The 14,774-nt window shown below is 73.6% G+C and carries 18 protein-coding genes; 14 read left to right on the top strand and 4 right to left on the bottom strand.

Translation table 11 applies throughout. The features are described from left to right. Positions 1–124: 124 nt before the first annotated feature. Positions 125–1,174, bottom strand: coding sequence for a LacI family DNA-binding transcriptional regulator (locus V9U70_RS08815; protein ID WP_336673922.1), 1,050 nt, complete (start codon positions 1,172–1,174; stop codon positions 125–127). Between the two features lie 24 nt (positions 1,175–1,198). Then, positions 1,199–2,023 carry a response regulator transcription factor gene (locus tag V9U70_RS08810; RefSeq protein ID WP_336673921.1) on the bottom strand — a complete coding sequence of 275 codons (825 nt, stop codon included), beginning with the start codon at positions 2,021–2,023 and terminating at the stop codon, positions 1,199–1,201. Between the two features lie 310 nt (positions 2,024–2,333). Here V9U70_RS08810 and V9U70_RS08805 point away from each other — a divergent pair, with 310 nt between their 5' ends. The 8 genes from V9U70_RS08805 (at position 2,334) to V9U70_RS08775 (ending at position 8,162) form a co-directional block, all read left to right on the top strand. Further along, positions 2,334–3,293 (top strand): alpha/beta hydrolase, encoded by a 960-nt coding sequence (locus tag V9U70_RS08805; protein ID WP_336673920.1) that lies wholly within the window; start codon positions 2,334–2,336, stop codon positions 3,291–3,293. A gap of 40 nt (positions 3,294–3,333) precedes the next feature. After that, positions 3,334–3,588, top strand: coding sequence for a MoaD/ThiS family protein (locus V9U70_RS08800; RefSeq protein ID WP_336673919.1), 255 nt, complete (start codon positions 3,334–3,336; stop codon positions 3,586–3,588). A 10-nt stretch (positions 3,589–3,598) separates the two neighbouring features. Continuing rightward, positions 3,599–5,107 carry a hypothetical protein gene (locus V9U70_RS08795; protein WP_336673918.1) on the top strand — a complete coding sequence of 503 codons (1,509 nt, stop codon included), beginning with the start codon at positions 3,599–3,601 and terminating at the stop codon, positions 5,105–5,107. A gap of 200 nt (positions 5,108–5,307) precedes the next feature. Then, positions 5,308–5,997, top strand: a complete 690-nt coding sequence (locus V9U70_RS08790; RefSeq protein ID WP_336673917.1) for an LmeA family phospholipid-binding protein — start codon at positions 5,308–5,310, stop codon at positions 5,995–5,997. 344 nt (positions 5,998–6,341) lie between these two features. Next, positions 6,342–6,422 (top strand): putative leader peptide, encoded by an 81-nt coding sequence (locus tag V9U70_RS30530; RefSeq protein ID WP_419723955.1) that lies wholly within the window; start codon positions 6,342–6,344, stop codon positions 6,420–6,422. Between the two features lie 161 nt (positions 6,423–6,583). Further along, complete coding sequence (locus V9U70_RS08785; protein ID WP_336673916.1) at positions 6,584–7,423, top strand: sulfurtransferase; 840 nt, start codon at positions 6,584–6,586, stop codon at positions 7,421–7,423. Between the two features lie 42 nt (positions 7,424–7,465). Next, positions 7,466–7,753, top strand: a complete 288-nt coding sequence (locus tag V9U70_RS08780) for a DUF1416 domain-containing protein (protein WP_014154938.1) — start codon at positions 7,466–7,468, stop codon at positions 7,751–7,753. Between the two features lie 151 nt (positions 7,754–7,904). Then, positions 7,905–8,162 carry a DUF3099 domain-containing protein gene (locus V9U70_RS08775; protein WP_336673915.1) on the top strand — a complete coding sequence of 86 codons (258 nt, stop codon included), beginning with the start codon at positions 7,905–7,907 and terminating at the stop codon, positions 8,160–8,162. A gap of 86 nt (positions 8,163–8,248) precedes the next feature. Here V9U70_RS08775 and V9U70_RS08770 read toward each other — a convergent pair whose 3' ends face one another. Then, entirely contained in the window at positions 8,249–8,611 is a 363-nt protein-coding gene (locus tag V9U70_RS08770; RefSeq protein WP_336673914.1) for a DsrE family protein, read from the bottom strand. Positions 8,612–9,052: 441 nt separating this feature from the next. Here V9U70_RS08770 and V9U70_RS08765 point away from each other — a divergent pair, with 441 nt between their 5' ends. Genes V9U70_RS08765 through ygfZ form a run of 3 tightly spaced genes read left to right on the top strand, consistent with a single transcriptional unit; the run spans position 9,053 to position 11,145 of the window. Continuing rightward, on the top strand, positions 9,053–9,625 hold the full coding sequence (locus V9U70_RS08765) for a heme-binding beta-barrel domain-containing protein (protein WP_336673913.1): 573 nt from the start codon (positions 9,053–9,055) through the stop codon (positions 9,623–9,625). Between the two features lie 55 nt (positions 9,626–9,680). After that, entirely contained in the window at positions 9,681–10,169 is a 489-nt protein-coding gene (locus V9U70_RS08760; RefSeq protein WP_336673912.1) for a Fur family transcriptional regulator, read from the top strand. Between the two features lie 10 nt (positions 10,170–10,179). Continuing rightward, the gene (gene ygfZ, locus V9U70_RS08755; RefSeq protein WP_336673911.1) at positions 10,180–11,145 is read left to right on the top strand and encodes a CAF17-like 4Fe-4S cluster assembly/insertion protein YgfZ; all 966 of its coding nucleotides are present in this window, start codon (positions 10,180–10,182) and stop codon (positions 11,143–11,145) included. A gap of 30 nt (positions 11,146–11,175) precedes the next feature. Here the strand turns inward: ygfZ and dtd are convergent, their stop codons facing one another. Next, a complete protein-coding gene (gene dtd, locus V9U70_RS08750; protein ID WP_336673910.1) occupies positions 11,176–11,625 on the bottom strand; it encodes a D-aminoacyl-tRNA deacylase in 450 nt (149 codons plus the stop codon). 115 nt (positions 11,626–11,740) lie between these two features. Here dtd and V9U70_RS08745 point away from each other — a divergent pair, with 115 nt between their 5' ends. Genes V9U70_RS08745 through V9U70_RS08735 form a run of 3 tightly spaced genes read left to right on the top strand, consistent with a single transcriptional unit; the run spans position 11,741 to position 14,716 of the window. Continuing rightward, positions 11,741–12,418: an RsiG family protein gene (locus V9U70_RS08745; RefSeq protein WP_336673909.1), complete on the top strand. Its 678-nt coding sequence runs from the start codon at positions 11,741–11,743 to the stop codon at positions 12,416–12,418. Positions 12,419–12,466: 48 nt separating this feature from the next. After that, on the top strand, positions 12,467–13,441 hold the full coding sequence (locus tag V9U70_RS08740; RefSeq protein WP_336673908.1) for an asparaginase: 975 nt from the start codon (positions 12,467–12,469) through the stop codon (positions 13,439–13,441). A gap of 24 nt (positions 13,442–13,465) precedes the next feature. After that, positions 13,466–14,716: a GNAT family N-acetyltransferase gene (locus tag V9U70_RS08735; protein ID WP_336673907.1), complete on the top strand. Its 1,251-nt coding sequence runs from the start codon at positions 13,466–13,468 to the stop codon at positions 14,714–14,716. The last annotated feature ends 58 nt before the right edge of the window (positions 14,717–14,774 follow it).

The following is a 14,774-nucleotide window of genomic DNA, read 5'->3' as shown; positions in this document are numbered from 1 at the left end:
GAAGCCCGGAAGAACCGTGTATGCCGGGTGTAAGGGGAGGTGCCCCGCCGACGAGGAGTCGACGCGGTCGGGCAGGGCCGGGGCCGCTCGGGCGGTGGGCGGCCCCACTTGGGCGGGTCCGGTGCTAGACGGCCGGGCGGGGCGCGGTCGGTTCGCCGCAGCCGCACGAGCGCCTGACCACCAGCGCGGAGGGGAACTGCTTCAGCCGCTCGCGCCGCGAGCCGGAGACCCGCAGCGAGTCGTCGAGCACCAGGTCCACGGCGGCCCGCGCCATCGCCGGGCGGTCGGAGAAGACCGTGGTCAGCGGCGGATCGGTGAGGCCGGCTTCCTTCACGTCGTCGAAGCCGGCCACCGCCAGCTCGCCGGGCACGTCGATGCGCAGCTCGCGGGCCGCCCGCAGCACGCCGAAGGCCTGGTCGTCCGTGGCGCAGAAGATCGCCGGGGGCCGGTCCGGGCCGGCCAGCAGCCCGAGCGCCACCTGGTAGGCGTCGTATCGGTTGTACGGGGCCTGGAACAGCCGGCCCTCGGTGGAGCGCCCCGACTCGTGCATGGCCCGGCGCCAGCCCTCGATGTGGTCGGCGACCGGGTCGCCGACCGACGGGGTCTCGTCCGTGCCGCCGAGGCAGGCCACGTAGGCGTTGCCGTGCTCCAGCAGGTGGCGGGTGGCCAGTTGGGCGCCGCCCACGTCGTCGGTGACGACGGCCACGTCGTCGATCGCCTCCGGCCGCTCGTGCAGCAGGACGACCCGGGCGTCCCAGGCCTCGATCTCGGCCGCGGCCCGCTCGCTGGGGCCCTGGCTGACCAGGATCAGCCCGGAGACGCGCATGCCGAGGAAGGCCCGCAGATAGTGGACCTCGCGTTCGTCGCGGTAGTCGGAGTTGCCGACGAGCACCATCTTCCCGCGCTCGGCGGCGGCCTGTTCGACCGCGTGCGCCATCTCCGCGAAGAACGGCTGCCGGGCGTCCGGCACGATCATCCCTATCAGGTCCGTCCGCCGCGACGCCATCGCCTGGGCGACCCGGTCGGGGCGGTAGCCCAGCTGCTTGATCGCGGCGAGCACCCGCTCGCGCGTGGCCGGGGCGACCGGCCGGGGTCCGTTGTTGATGACGTAGCTGACGACCGCGGTCGACGTCCCCGCCAGTCTCGCCACATCGTCCCGCGTCACCTTGGCCACGCGCGGCAGTCTACGCGGATGGACCTAGCTCTTGGCAGCCTCTGCCGGGGCTTCTTCCGCGGGCCCGGTCGCACGGGACTGCTCCGAACGGGCGACGGGCCGGCTGGTCCGTCGCGCCGCCGCCCGGTCCTTCGCCTTCTCCGCCGCGCGCTCGGCCTTCTCCGCGGCGCGTTCCGCCTTGTCCGGTGCGACGAAGCGGTAGCCGACGTTGCGCACGGTGCCGATCAGGGACTCGTGTTCGGGGCCGAGCTTGGCGCGCAGCCGCCGCACGTGGACGTCGACCGTCCGGGTGCCGCCGAAGTAGTCGTAGCCCCACACCTCCTGGAGGAGCTGGGCGCGGGTGAAGACCCGGCCCGGGTGCTGGGCGAGGTATTTCAGCAGTTCGAACTCCTTGAAGGTCAGGTCCAGGACCCGGCCCTTGAGCTTCGCGCTGTACGTCGCCTCGTCGACGGAGAGGTCGCCGTTGCGGATCTCCATCGGGCAGTCGTCGGCGGTGATCTGCCGGCGTCCGGTGGCCAGCCGCAGCCGGGCCTCGACCTCGGCGGGTCCGGCCGTGTCCAGCAGGACGTCGTCCACGCCCCAGTCGGCGGTGACGGCCGCGAGGCCGCCCTCGGTGACGACGAGGATCAGCGGACAGCCCAGGCCGGTGGAGCGCAGCAGCTGACAGAGCGAGCGGACCTGTGGCAGGTCGCGGCGCCCGTCGACGAGGACCACGTCGGCGCCCGGGGTGTCCACCAGGGCCGGTCCCTCCGCGGGCGCCACCCGCACGCTGTGGAGCAGAAGTCCGAGGGCGGGGAGCACCTCCGTCGAGGGCTGGAGTGCGTTCGTCAGCAGCAGCAGTGAACTCATCGCCGCCCACCTGCCTGGTTCGGTCGATCGTGTTGCACGGTTCGCTCGCCCATTACGTCGGTCCTCCTCGTTCCCTGCGAGAGGGGGCACTCCCGGGTCGGACCCGGGGGAGTATGCGGCACTGCTTCGTACGGCTGCGCGACGGTGGCGCCGTGTCCACGCCGCGGCGTTCGTCATACAGGTCCTGCTGTGCGGTCCCGCGCCCCGGGGCCGCTGAGCTTGTCGAAACGTCTCCGTAACAACGCCCGTAAAGCACAAAAGGACCCGGGGGCTGCTTTGCCCGGATCCTCTTCGCAGCACAATAGCCCACATGACTTCCGTGTCCGAGGGGCGTTTCGGGCGTTCGTCTGTTCCCTTGCTCACGCCCCCTCCCCTGACCGCCACCTTGCTGACGGATGACGGAGTGCCGGTCGAGGCGGTGTACGAACCGTGTACGGCGGGTGCCGGGGCCCCGGAGGGCGGGGCGGCCGGGGCCACCGCCATCGTGGTCGCGCACGGCTTCACCGGCTCGGTCGACCGCCCCGCCGTCCGCCGCGCCGCGCGGGCGTTCGCCCGGCGTGCGGCGGTGGTCACGTTCTCGTTCCGGGGCCACGGGCGGTCCGGCGGTCGCTCGACCGTGGGGGACCGCGAGGTGCTGGATCTGGCCGCGGCGGTGGCCTGGGCGCGGGATCTGGGGCACTCCAGGGTGGTCACGGTCGGGTTCTCGATGGGCGGCTCTGTGGTGCTCCGGCACGGTGCGCTCCATCGCGCCGCCCCGAGGGATGGCGGGCCGCGGGGCGGCGGTCCGTACGCCGGGGAACCCGTCGCGCCGGATACGCCCACCCGGGTGCCGAAGCGAGGGAGGCGTACGGGGCGCACGGGGGCGCACTCGGACGCGGTGGTCTCCGTCAGCGCTCCCGCCCGCTGGTACTACCGCGGGACGGCCCCGATGCGCCGCCTGCACTGGGTGGTCACCCGCCCCTCCGGCCGGTTCGTCGGGCGCTACGGGCTCCGGACCCGGATCGCCACCGAGGAGTGGGACCCCGTGCCGCTCTCCCCGGTCGCCGCGGTCCCGCTCATCGCCCCGGCCCCGCTGCTCCTCGTCCACGGCGACCGGGACCCGTACTTCCCGCTGGACCACCCGCGGATGCTGGCGGACGCGGCCGGGCCGGGCGGCGCGGAACTGTGGCTGGAGCCGGGGATGGGGCACGCGGAGAACGCCGCGGAGGACGCCCTCCTCGCCCGGATCGCCGACTGGGCGGTCGCGGCGTGCCCCATCATGGACAGCTGACGCACAGGACGTACGACGAACCGACCGAAGGAGTGGCGCCATGGCAGCGGGGACGATCCGCTACTGGGCTGCGGCCAAGGCCGCCGCGGGCACAGCGGAGGAGCCGTACACGGCGGCGACCCTCGCCGAGGCGCTCGACGCGGTGCGCGAACGGCACCCCGGCGAGTTGAGCCGGGTGCTCCAGCGGTGCTCGTTCCTCATCGACGGCGACCCCGTCGGGACGCGTGGGCATGAGACCGTACGCCTTGCCGAGGGCGGCACGGTCGAGGTGCTCCCGCCGTTCGCAGGAGGGTGAACCGCAGGCCATGAGCAGCAACAGCGATCAGCACAACCCGTATCCGTACGATCCCCGGCAGGCGCCGCCGCACGGTGACCCGCAGGCGTACGGGGGCGCTTGGCGCCAAGGCTCCTCGTACGGTGACGGCACCGGGGCGGGGCAGGCCGCCCACTGGCCCGACGGGACGGCCGGGCAGTCCGCCTCCCCCCAGGAGCCCGGCGCCTTCGAACACGGCGGGACGCAGACCTGGCAGGCCCCGACCTGGGACACGCAGTACCAGCCGGCGATCCGCCCCACGGACGGCGGGGAGCCGCCGTACCAGGGCCACGACCACGGGCAGCGGCCCGATCCGTACGGCGGCGCGCCCCGGGCGGAGGCGTACGGCACGGCGCAGTCACACCTTCCGTACCAGCAGGTACAGGAGCAGCAGGGGTTCCCGCCGCCGCAGTACCAGGGGCAGCAGCCTCACCACTCTCACGCGTCTCACGGGTATGTCCAGCCCCAGGAGACCCATCAGCCCCACGGAACCCATCAGCTCCACGGAACCCACGGAACCCACGGGGCCCATCAGTCCCACGGGACCCACCAGCCTCCGCAGCAGCCGTACCAGCCCCTGGCCGGGGCCGCGCACCCGGCGCAGGGGGCCTCCGGCTCCCTGCCGCTGCCGCCAGAGGCGCCGGCCGCGCCCCCGGCCCCGTCCGCCCCGTCGGAGCCCGTGCCCGGGGGGCCGGCGGCCGACGGCTCCGGTTACAGCGCGCCCACCACCCTGGGCAACGCCCGGATCACCGACGCCCAGCGCGCCCGCGCGGAGGGCCGCTCGCCGATCATCGCGCCGGGGGCGCAGCCCGCGGCGCTCACCGCTGTGCTCGGGCTGCTGCTCGCGGGGGGCGCGGCGGTCGGTCCGTACGCCCTCCTCGTCCCGGTGGTGCTCCTCCAGGCGGTGACGGCCGCCGGGTGGTTCCGGCTCAACGGCATGTGGCCCGCCCGCCAGGGCATCGCCCTCGCCTTCGCCGGGGGCCTGGCCGCCGATGCCGCCCTGCTCGCGGCGGGCCGTGAGAACGGCCCCGCGGCGCTGCTGGGCGCCCTGGGGGTCTGGGTGCTGCTCACCGTGGTCCTCCAGCTCCGCAGCCACGCCGGGGCCGACGAGCGGATGTACGGGCTGATGGCCACCGTCGTCTCCGCGGCGCTCGCGGTGCTCGCGGGCGGGCACCTCGCGGCGGCCCCGGACGCGGTGACGGTGGGCGGGGCGGCGGTCGCGGCCGCCGTCCTCGTACGGGCCCTCCCGCTGCCCGGCGCGGCCTCCGTCGCGGTGGCCCTCCTCGCCGGCGCGGGCGCGGGGCTCGCGGTGGGCGGTCTGACGGACCTCGGTGCCAAGGCCGCGCTCCTGGGCCTCGCGGCGGGCGGTTGCGCGCTGGTCGGGCTGCGGGTGGCGAGCTACGACTACCCGTCGCGGTTCGTGCACATGACGGCCGGGGTGGCGCTGCCGCTCACCGCGGCGGCCCCGGCCGTGTATCTGCTCGGCCGCGTCATCGGCTGAGACCCGCGCCCTGTCCCGCCGGTGGCCCGGCCCCCTCCTTCGCGACGTCGTGGACGGGGCCGGGCCACCGGCGTCGGCGTGCCCCCGGGGAACCGATCGGGCGCCCTCGCTCGTCGGTCAACCGGGGGCGTCCCCCGGCGTCCCCGTAGGCTCACGGATGCCGGGGGGACCGATCGGCTCAGGGTGGGGGAACGACACAGATGCGCGCACTGCGAATACTGCTGGTCCTGGTGGTGGTGGTCGGTGGCCTCTTCGTCGCCGTCGACCGCGTCGCCGTCCACTTCGCCGAGGCCGAGGCCGAGGACCGGATCACGATCAGCGGGGGCAGCGCCGGGTCGACGGAGATCTCGATCAAGGGGTTCCCCTTCCTCACCCAGCTCGCCGGATCGCGGCTCGACCAGGTCGACGTCAGACTCTCCGGCATGAGCACCAGCGCCGCGGGCCGCGCGATCCGGGTCAGCGAGGTGCGGGCCCAGCTCCACGACGTGAAGCTCGGTTCCGGTTACCGGAGCGCCACGGCCGCGCGCGCCACCGGCACCGCCCTCGTCTCGTACGAGGACCTGACGGCGGCGGCCAGCGAAGGCGTCGTCGTCGAGTACGGCGGCAACGGCAAGGCGAAGGTCACCGGCACGGTGGAGCTGCTCGGCCGCCCGATCTCGCGCAGCGTGCTGTCCACCGTGACCCGGACCGACGGCCACACCATCAAGGTGCGAGCGGACGAGGTGCCGGGCGAGGGCCTGCCCGGCGTCGAGGACCTGGTCCGCAGCAGGACCGACTTCGAGGGCGAGATCGACGGGCTGCCGCAGGGGCTGGAGCTGCGGAAGGTCACGGTGACCGAGAAGGGCGTGGAGATCGAGGTCGCCGGTTCGGACGTCTCACTGACGGGTTGAGGGGTTGACGGACTGACGGACTGAGGGCCGAGGGGCTGACGGCGGTGGCGACCCGGCGGGCGCCGCTTCGGCGGACGCTCCGGCCGGGACGCCGACCGACCCGCCCGGAGCTCCAGCCGGCGTTCCAGCCGGCGTTCCAGCCCGTGCGCCGGCCGGCGCTCCAGTCAGTGATCCGGATGGTGAGACGATCACGTCCGTTCCGCAGATGCACCAGGGGCCGGGACCGGGGAGGGGGAGGGCGCGCGGGAGTTCCGCCCACCGGGCGTCTCGCTTAGTGGACGATCGCGTCTCACCATACGACACGACGGTGACATCCCCGCCCGAACCTCCCTACGATCGGACCCATGAAGCGACAGGCGGACCTCACGAAGCGGCGGGCAGTAGACCTGTGCCGCGTCGCCGCCATGCTCTGTCGCACCATCTGAGCGGGGCCGTTCGCCCCCGCCCGCCCCTCCCGGCCCTTCGACCGTCGTCAGGGCCGGCCCCGTGCATCCGTACGCGCCGCCTTTCCCGCCCCCGCACGGACACGCCCAGCCACTCGGCATCTCGCACCACCCCGCCGCAGACTGCCCCGGAGGAGAACAACATGAGCCGCAGCGACGTCCTGGTAGACGCCGACTGGGTCGAGGCCCACATCGACGACCCGCAGGTCGCCATCGTCGAGGTGGACGAGGACACCTCGGCGTACGAGAAGAACCACATCAAGAACGCGATCCGGATCGACTGGACCAAGGACCTCCAGGACCCGGTCCGCCGCGACTTCGTCGACCAGGCCGGCTTCGAGAAGCTGCTCAGCGAGAAGGGCATCGGCAACGACACGCTGGTCGTCCTCTACGGCGGCAACAACAACTGGTTCGCCAGCTACGCCTACTGGTACTTCAAGCTGTACGGCCACGAGAACGTCAAGCTGCTCGACGGCGGCCGCAAGAAGTGGGAGCTGGACTCCCGCGACCTGACCGACGTCGTCCCCACCCGCCCGGCCACCCAGTACAAGGCCAAGCCGCAGGACGAGTCGATCCGCGCCTACCGCGACGACGTGGTGAAGGCCATCGGCAGCCAGAACCTGGTCGACGTGCGCTCGCCCGACGAGTTCAGCGGCAAGCTGCTCGCCCCGGCCCACCTCCCGCAGGAGCAGTCGCAGCGCCCCGGCCACGTGCCGAGCGCCCGCAACATCCCGTGGTCGAAGAACGCCAACGACGACGGCACCTTCAAGTCGGACGACGAGCTGAAGGCGCTCTACGAGGCCGAGCAGGTCGACCTGTCGAAGGACACCATCGCCTACTGCCGCATCGGTGAGCGCTCCGCGCTCACCTGGTTCGTGCTGCACGAGCTGCTCGGCCAGGAGAACGTCAAGAACTACGACGGCTCGTGGACCGAGTACGGCTCCCTCGTCGGCGTGCCGATCGAGCTCGGCGCCGACAAGTAACCCCGACCGACCCGCACGACCCGACCAGAAGGACAGAACACCATGTGTGGAGCACAGGCCGGCGGCCCCGACGCCTCGACGATCAAGCCCGGTGAGACCACCATCCAGGGCAGCGTGACCCGCGACGGCGAGCCCGTCACCGGGTACGTGCGCCTGCTGGACTCGACCGGTGAGTTCACCGCGGAGGTCCCGACCTCGGCCACCGGACAGTTCCGCTTCTACGCGGCCGAGGGCACCTGGACGCTCCGCGCTCTGGTGCCGGGCGGCACCGCCGACCGCACGGTCGTCGCGCAGACCGGCGGGCTCGCCGAGGTCGCCATCGCCGTCTGATCCGCAGCGCGCCGGATCACCCGGCACACGAGACGGCCGAAGGGCCGCGCCCCAGGGGGTTGGACGCCACCTGACACGGGGTGCGGCCCTTCGCGCCGTCCCGGGCCGTACGCGAGTGGGCGGCGGACGCGAACGGTCCTACGCTGGAAGCATGTACGCCCGACGCAGGCGGAACTACTTCCTGATGATGGGCGGATGCGTCGCCCTCTTCGTGTCCGCCTGGGCGGTGGTGCGCCTGTGGTCCATGCCGGTCGCCATCGGCATGTGCGTGGTCGCCATGGTGATCCCGCCCGTCGCCGCGGTGGTCGCCAACCGGCGGGGCCCGGAGGACCGCTGGTGGGACGAGCGCTGCGGGGACCCGGAGTCCGACGCGTGGTGGGACGAGCTGGACGGCAGGAAGCGCCGCTGAGGGGCGCGCGGGACCCGTCCGCGCGAGAGCCGCCCGCCGGGCCGGGCGCCGCGGGCCCGGGCCGCGCCGGGCCGGGCGCCGCGGGGTCAGTAGACGAGGGCCTGGGTGTCGTCCGCCAGGGACTCCTGCACGAAGACCTGGGCACCCGCGATGCGCACGCCCTCCAGCACGTCCTTCTCGGTGATGTCGCGCCGGGCGGCGCACTGCGTGCACAGCGTGAGCCGGCCCCCGGCCAGGACGGAGTCCAGGAGGTCCGGCAGCGGGGCGGCGTGCGGCAGCTCGAACTCGGCGGCCCGGCCCGGCAGGGCGAACCACGAGGACTCCCCGGTCAGCCAGAGGGACACCTCCACACCGCTGGCGACGGCCACCGCCGCCACGGTGAAGGCCTGCGAGCAGCGCTCGGCGGCCTCGGCCCCGGCGGTCACCTTGATCACAAGCTTCTTCGGCATGGGCCGAACTGTAATCGCCCCGGGACGCCCTCCTCGTCGCCCAGGGGTCACTCGGACGGCGCGGGTGCAGGGAACCCGCGTTCCAGCCCCCTTGGGGCCCCTCGGAACCGGTGGACACCACCCCGGCCTCACCGGCTGGGCCGCCCGCGCCGTCGTGGCCGCCCTCCTGAGCCAGGGGGGGCGAAGGCGCGGCCACGACCTGGACGAGAGGACCGGGCCCCCACCCATTAGGCTGGGGCCCGGCCCTGTACCGCCGCCCACCCGCTCGTCACGAGGAGCCCCCTGTGCTTGAGGCATTCTTCTCCGCCCTGCTCATCCTGGTCTGCGTGGGCGTCCTCGCCTTCACCGCGGTCGCCGTGAAGAAGCTGTACCAGGGCCAGCGCTGACCCCCGCCGCACCCCGCTCCCCCCGCCGCTCCCTCACAGATCGTCTGAGCCGCTCATGATCGAGATCCCGTCCGACCTGAACCCGGCCCTCGTCCCGCTGGCCTTCCTCCTCGGGAACTGGGCGGGCGCGGGCGTGTCCGACTTCCCCGGCGCCGAGAAGTGCAACTTCGGCCAGGAGGTCACCTTCAGCCACGACGGCCGTGACTTCCTGGAGTACGTCTCCCACTCGTGGGTGCTGGACGAGAAGGGCGACAAGGTCCGCCCGCTGGAGTCCGAGTCCGGCTACTGGCGCATCGACGAGAACCGCAAGGTCGAGGTCGTCATGGTCCGTGACCAGGGCGTCGTCGAGATCTGGTACGGCGAGCTGGCCGACCAGAAGCCGCAGATCGACCTGGCCACCGACGCGGTCGCCCGGACGGCGGCCTCCGGCCCGTACAGCGGAGGCAAGCGGCTGTACGGGTACGTGAAGAGCGACCTGATGTGGGTCGGCGAGAAGGCGACGCCCGAGGTCGAGCTGCGCCCCTACATGTCGGCGCACCTGAAGAAGGTCGTCACCCCGGAGGAGGTCGCCGAGATGGCGAAGAGCCTCGGGGACATGCCCGACGACGGCATCGCGTTCTTCAAGTAGCGGCCCGCCCCGCGCGGGCGGCCGCACGGTGCTCGCCCCGACCTACACTGGGGTCGTGGTGAGCACCGACTGGAAGACCGATCTTCGGCAGCGCGGCTACCGGCTGACGCCTCAGCGCCAGCTCGTCCTGGAGGCCGTCGACGCCCTGGAGCACGCGACTCCGGACGACATCCTGTGCGAGGTGCGCAAGACGGCCTCCGGCGTGAACATCTCCACGGTGTACCGCACCCTGGAGCTCCTGGAGGAGCTCGGGCTCGTCAGCCACGCGCACCTGGGGCACGGCGCCCCGACGTACCACCTGGCCGACCGGCACCACCACATCCACCTGGTCTGCCGGGACTGCGCGGACGTCATCGAGGCGGACCTCTCTGTCGTCGCCGACTTCACCGAGAAACTGCGCGCCGACTTCGGCTTCGAGACCGACATGAAGCACTTCGCGATCTTCGGCCGCTGCGCGGACTGCGCGGCGGCGCGGCGGGCGGCGGACGCCCCGGCCGGAGAGAGCGGCGACGGGGCCGCGAAGGACCCGGCCGCCAAGTCGTAGGCTGGGCGGCATGAAGAGCCCCCTGCTGTCCCTGCCAGGCGCCGTTTCCGCCGAAGGCCGCGACGAAGGCGTCGCCGCCCACTACGGCGACCTGTTCCGCGAGCAACGCGCCCTCGCCGACGGCAACGGCTTGGTCGACCTCTCCCACCGCGGTGTCGTCACCGTGACCGGGGACGACCGGCTGAGCTGGCTGCACCTGCTGGTCACCCAGCACGTCAGCGACCTCGCCCCGCACCAGGCCACCGAAGCCCTGATCCTCTCCGCCAACGGGCACATCGAGCACGCGATGTATCTGGTGGACGACGGCACGACGGTGTGGATGCACGTCGAGCCGGGCAGCCAGGCCGACCTGATCGCCTACCTGGAGTCGATGAAGTTCTTCTACCGGGTGGAGGTGGCCGACCGCACGGAGGACACCGCGGTCGTCCACCTGCCGGCCGGTTCCATCGCGGAGGCGCCGGAGGGTGCGGCCGTGCGCGAGACCGCGCAGGGCCGGGACCTGTTCCTGCCGCGCGCCGGTCTGGAGGCGTACGCCGCCGCCAACGGCCCGGCGGCCGGGGTCCTCGCGTACGAGGCGCTGCGCGTCGAGGCCCACCGGCCGCGCGTCGGCTTCGAGACCGACCACCGCACCATCCCGCACGAGCTGGGCTGGCTCGCCACAGCCGTCCACCTCCAGAAGGGCTGCTACCGGGGGCAGGAGACCGTCGCCCGCGTCCACAACCTGGGGAAGCCGCCGCGCCGGCTGGTCTTCCTCCACCTCGACGGCAGCGAGGTGCACCTGCCCGGACACGGGACGCCGGTGCGGCTGGCGGCCGACGGCGAGGAGGGCCGCCAGCTCGGGTTCATCACCACCTCGGCCCGCCACCACGAGCTGGGCCCGATCGCGCTGGCGCTGGTCAAGCGCAACGTCGCGGTCGACGCGGAGCTGATCGCCGGGGACACGGCCGCCGCCCAGGAGACGGTCGTCGAGCCGTAGGGCCCGGCCGCCTCGCCCGGCGGCGTACGGCTACACCTCGATGATCACCGTGAACGGGCCGTGATTCGTGAGCGTGACCCGCATGTCCGCCCCGAACCGGCCCGTCTCCACCTGCGCCCCGAGCGCCCGCAGCTGGGACACCACCTCGGCCACCAGCGGCTCGGCCACCTCGCCCGGCGCCGCGGCGTTCCAGGTGGGGCGGCGACCCTTGCGGGCGTCCCCGTAGAGGGTGAACTGAGAAATCACCAGGAGGGGGGCATTCATATCGGAACAGGACTTCTCGCCGTCCAGGATGCGCACCGACCAGAGCTTGCGGGCCAGCTGCGCCGCCTTCTCCGGGGTGTCCTCGTGGGTGACTCCGACCAGCACACACAGGCCCTCGCCGACGATCTCCCCGACGATTCCGGGCGGCGGCGAGCCGTCCGCCGCGTCGGCGACCGAGACGCTCGCACCGTCCACTCTCTGTACCACTGCACGCATACAGACCAACCTATCTTGGGCTGAACGGGTACAGAGCACCTGCGTACGCCCCCCGGTGAGTGGCACGATGCACGATGCCGGTGTGCCGACGCACCGGCCGAGGGGACGGAACAGCATGAGTGCATATGGAGCCGGACAATCTCCCGGCGCCGTACCGGGCGCACGTACCAGCACCAGGGTCCTGCGGTCACCCGTACAGCGCGGTCTGTCCGGGCAGGGGCCCGGGCCGGGAGGCGCGGCGCACCGGACGTCCGCCGTGGCGCCGCACCCGCCCGCGGGCGTACCGGAGCAGGCCGGCGGCGAGGCGGGGTTCGGCGGGCTGCGGCTGCCGGAGCTGCGGGCGGTGCGCCGGGACGCTCAGCGCGACGAGGCCGATCTCAGCTACGTACGGCGGCTGGTGCAGGGCCGGATCGACATCCTGCGCGCCGAACTGGCCCGCCGCCGGGGCCCCGGGGCCCCGGTCATGGAGGCCGCGGTGGTCGACCGGCTCTCGGAGATCCTGGCCGACACCCCGTCGCGCCACCGCTCCTCCGCGCGGCACGTCACGCTGACGACGCCGCGCGGCGACGAGTTCCGGCGGCTGGCCGCCGAGAACCTCGCCGAGGTCGGGCTGTCCGATCTCGACGCCCGGACGGACGAGGAGCTGCACACGGCCATGGGGCGGCTCGTCCGCTATGAACAGCAGGTCTCCCGGCGGCGTCACGAGCTCCAGCGCACGGCCGACGATTGCAGCGCCGAGATCGGCCGCAGGTACCGTGACGGGGAAGCACAAGTAGAGGACCTGCTCGCCTGAAGCGAACCTTCCGGGCGCGGGTCCCGTACCCCGCCCCGGAAGGCCACCATGACGTCCACCGACGCCCCGCCCGCCCCGAGAACCGCCCCGCCCGTCCTGGCCGAGGTCGTGCGGTCCGGCTTCACCGAGGGCCACCACCGGGGCTCGCTGGTCCTGCTGGCCGCCGACGGCAGCGTGGAGCGGGAGCTCGGCGACCCGACGGCGCCGGTCTTCCCCCGGTCCTCCAACAAGCCGATGCAGGCCGCCGCGATCCTGCGGGCCGGACTCGACCTGTCGGGCGAACGGCTGGCGCTCGCCGCCGCGAGCCACTCGGGGGAGCCCTTCCACCTCGATCTGGTACGGAAGATGCTCGCCGAGCACGGGCTGAGCGCGGACGACCTCCGGACCCCGCCGGACCTGCCGCTCGACCCGGTGGAGGCGGAGGCCTACCTCGCCGCCGGCCAGGTCCGGGAGCGGATCACGATGAACTGCTCCGGCAAGCACGCGGCGATGCTCGCCGTCTGCCTCCGCAACGGCTGGGACACCGCGACCTACCTCGATCCCGCCCACCCGCTCCAGCAGCTGGTGGGGCAGGTCGTGGCAGAGGCGGCGGGCGAGCCGGTCGCGGCGCTCGGCACGGACGGCTGCGGGGCCCCGCTGATGGCGATCGGGCTCACCGGCCTGGCCCGCGCCTTCCGGAGCTTCGTGCTGGCGGAGCCCGGGAGCGCCGAGCGCAGGGTCGCGGACGCGATGCGCGCCCACCCCGCGTACGTGGCGGGCACCCGCCGCCCGGACACCTGGCTGATGAGCGAGGTGCCGGGGACGCTGTCCAAGATGGGCGCAGAGGCGGTCCAGGCGGTGGCGCTCGCCGACGGCCGGGCCCTGGCCTTCAAGATCGACGACGGGGCGGGCCGGGCGCTCGGGCCGGTGCTGGCCCGTGCCCTGGAACTGCTCGGCGTGGACGCTCCGGTGGTCGCCCGGCTGGGACGCTCGCCGTTGCTCGGCGGGGCGGCGGAGGTCGGCGAAATTCGCGCGACATTCTGACCCGCGGGTGCTTAGCGTGGGGGTATGAGTTCTGAGGTCCGCACCGTCACCGCGTCCGATTTCCCCGACTGGGTGAAGGCGGTGTACCGGGGCTTCCTGATGGCAGTCACCCCGACCGACGAGGATGTCGCGGACCGGCTGTCCCGCATGGAACTCGCGCGCCTGCAAGGCGTGTTCGACGCCGGGCGCTGCGTGGCGACGTTCCGCTCGTTCGACCAGGAGCTGACCGTGCCCGGCGGGGCCGCCGTGCGGGCCGACGCGATCAGCGCGGTGACGGTGGCGCCCACGCACCGCCGCCGCGGCCTGCTGAGCCGGATGATGGCCGGGGACCTGGCGGCGGCCAAGGAGCGCGGCGACGCGGTCGCCTCGCTGATCGCCGCCGAGTACCCGATCTACGGGCGGTACGGCTTCGGCCCCGCCACCTGGACCGCCGAGTGGGAGGTCTCCGTACCGCGGGCCGGCCTCGACCCGCGCCGGTCGGGGCAGCCGGAGGACGGCGGCCGGATCGAGCTGGTGGGCCCCGACGAGGTCCGCAAGACGGGCCCCGAGCTGCACGCCCGGCTGGCGGCCCGGCAGCCGGGCGTCGTCACCCGCGACGAGCAGTGGTGGAAGATGCACACGGGGGCGGCGTTCCGCCCCGCGCACGAGCCGTGGACCGAGCCGTTCTACGCGGTGCACCGCGACGCCGACGGCGAGATCGACGGCCTGCTGACGTACAGCGCGGACGACAAGTGGGGCGACGCCAAGCAGCCGCAGAACACGGCGACGGTCAGGGACCTGATCGCGCTCACGCCGGCGGCCGAGCGGGCCCTGTGGCACTACCTCGCCTCGGTCGACTGGATCACCGCCGTCCGTTCCGGCTACCGCGCCCCCGACGACCTGCTCCCGCTGCTGCTCCCGGACCCGCGGGCCGCCCGCATGATCACGAACGCGGACTGGATGTGGCTGCGGATGCTGGACGTCCCGCGCGCCCTGGAGGCCCGCACCTACGGCACGGAGGCCTCGCTCGTCCTGGACGTCCGGGACGACGCGGGGCTGGCAGGGGGCCGCTTCCTGCTGGACGCGTCGGCCTCGGGGGCGCGGTGCGCCCCGACCACGCGGAGCGCCGATCTGGTGCTGGGCGTGGGGGAGCTGGCCACGCTGTATCTGGGTGACGAGTCGGTGCGGCGGTTGGTGGCCCTCGGCCGGGCCGAGGAGCTGCGGGCGGGCGCGGCGGGGACGGCGGACGCCGTGTTCCGCACGGGGCGGCGGCCGTGGTGCCCGGACGTGTTCTGAGCGCAGGGCGCTCTGCCCCGGGGGCCGGGCGGCCGGCGCGTCCGCGGCGGGGGCAGCG

Source organism: Streptomyces pratensis, assembly GCF_037137275.1.
Lineage (GTDB): Bacteria > Actinomycetota > Actinomycetes > Streptomycetales > Streptomycetaceae > Streptomyces > Streptomyces pratensis_B.
The sequence above is the reverse complement of the archived record's forward strand: the minus strand, read 5'-3'. Positions and strand labels throughout refer to the sequence as shown.

What these genes read in the sequence shown, in the direction of transcription:
- V9U70_RS08795 (WP_336673918.1), top strand. Translation starts at nt 3,599, where the DNA reads ATGAGCAGCAACAGCGATCAGCACAACCCGTATCCGTACGATCCCCGG.
- V9U70_RS08765 (WP_336673913.1), top strand. Translation starts at nt 9,053, where the DNA reads ATGATCGAGATCCCGTCCGACCTGAACCCGGCCCTCGTCCCGCTGGCC.
- V9U70_RS30530 (WP_419723955.1), top strand. Translation starts at nt 6,342, where the DNA reads ATGAAGCGACAGGCGGACCTCACGAAGCGGCGGGCAGTAGACCTGTGC.
- V9U70_RS08785 (WP_336673916.1), top strand. Translation starts at nt 6,584, where the DNA reads ATGAGCCGCAGCGACGTCCTGGTAGACGCCGACTGGGTCGAGGCCCAC.
- dtd (WP_336673910.1), bottom strand. Translation starts at nt 11,625, where the DNA reads ATGCGTGCAGTGGTACAGAGAGTGGACGGTGCGAGCGTCTCGGTCGCC.
- V9U70_RS08735 (WP_336673907.1), top strand. Translation starts at nt 13,466, where the DNA reads ATGAGTTCTGAGGTCCGCACCGTCACCGCGTCCGATTTCCCCGACTGG.
- V9U70_RS08745 (WP_336673909.1), top strand. Translation starts at nt 11,741, where the DNA reads ATGAGTGCATATGGAGCCGGACAATCTCCCGGCGCCGTACCGGGCGCA.
- V9U70_RS08810 (WP_336673921.1), bottom strand. Translation starts at nt 2,023, where the DNA reads ATGAGTTCACTGCTGCTGCTGACGAACGCACTCCAGCCCTCGACGGAG.
- V9U70_RS08800 (WP_336673919.1), top strand. Translation starts at nt 3,334, where the DNA reads ATGGCAGCGGGGACGATCCGCTACTGGGCTGCGGCCAAGGCCGCCGCG.
- V9U70_RS08790 (WP_336673917.1), top strand. Translation starts at nt 5,308, where the DNA reads ATGCGCGCACTGCGAATACTGCTGGTCCTGGTGGTGGTGGTCGGTGGC.
- V9U70_RS08775 (WP_336673915.1), top strand. Translation starts at nt 7,905, where the DNA reads ATGTACGCCCGACGCAGGCGGAACTACTTCCTGATGATGGGCGGATGC.
- V9U70_RS08740 (WP_336673908.1), top strand. Translation starts at nt 12,467, where the DNA reads ATGACGTCCACCGACGCCCCGCCCGCCCCGAGAACCGCCCCGCCCGTC.
- V9U70_RS08805 (WP_336673920.1), top strand. Translation starts at nt 2,334, where the DNA reads ATGACTTCCGTGTCCGAGGGGCGTTTCGGGCGTTCGTCTGTTCCCTTG.
- ygfZ (WP_336673911.1), top strand. Translation starts at nt 10,180, where the DNA reads ATGAAGAGCCCCCTGCTGTCCCTGCCAGGCGCCGTTTCCGCCGAAGGC.
- V9U70_RS08780 (WP_014154938.1), top strand. Translation starts at nt 7,466, where the DNA reads ATGTGTGGAGCACAGGCCGGCGGCCCCGACGCCTCGACGATCAAGCCC.
- V9U70_RS08770 (WP_336673914.1), bottom strand. Translation starts at nt 8,611, where the DNA reads ATGCCGAAGAAGCTTGTGATCAAGGTGACCGCCGGGGCCGAGGCCGCC.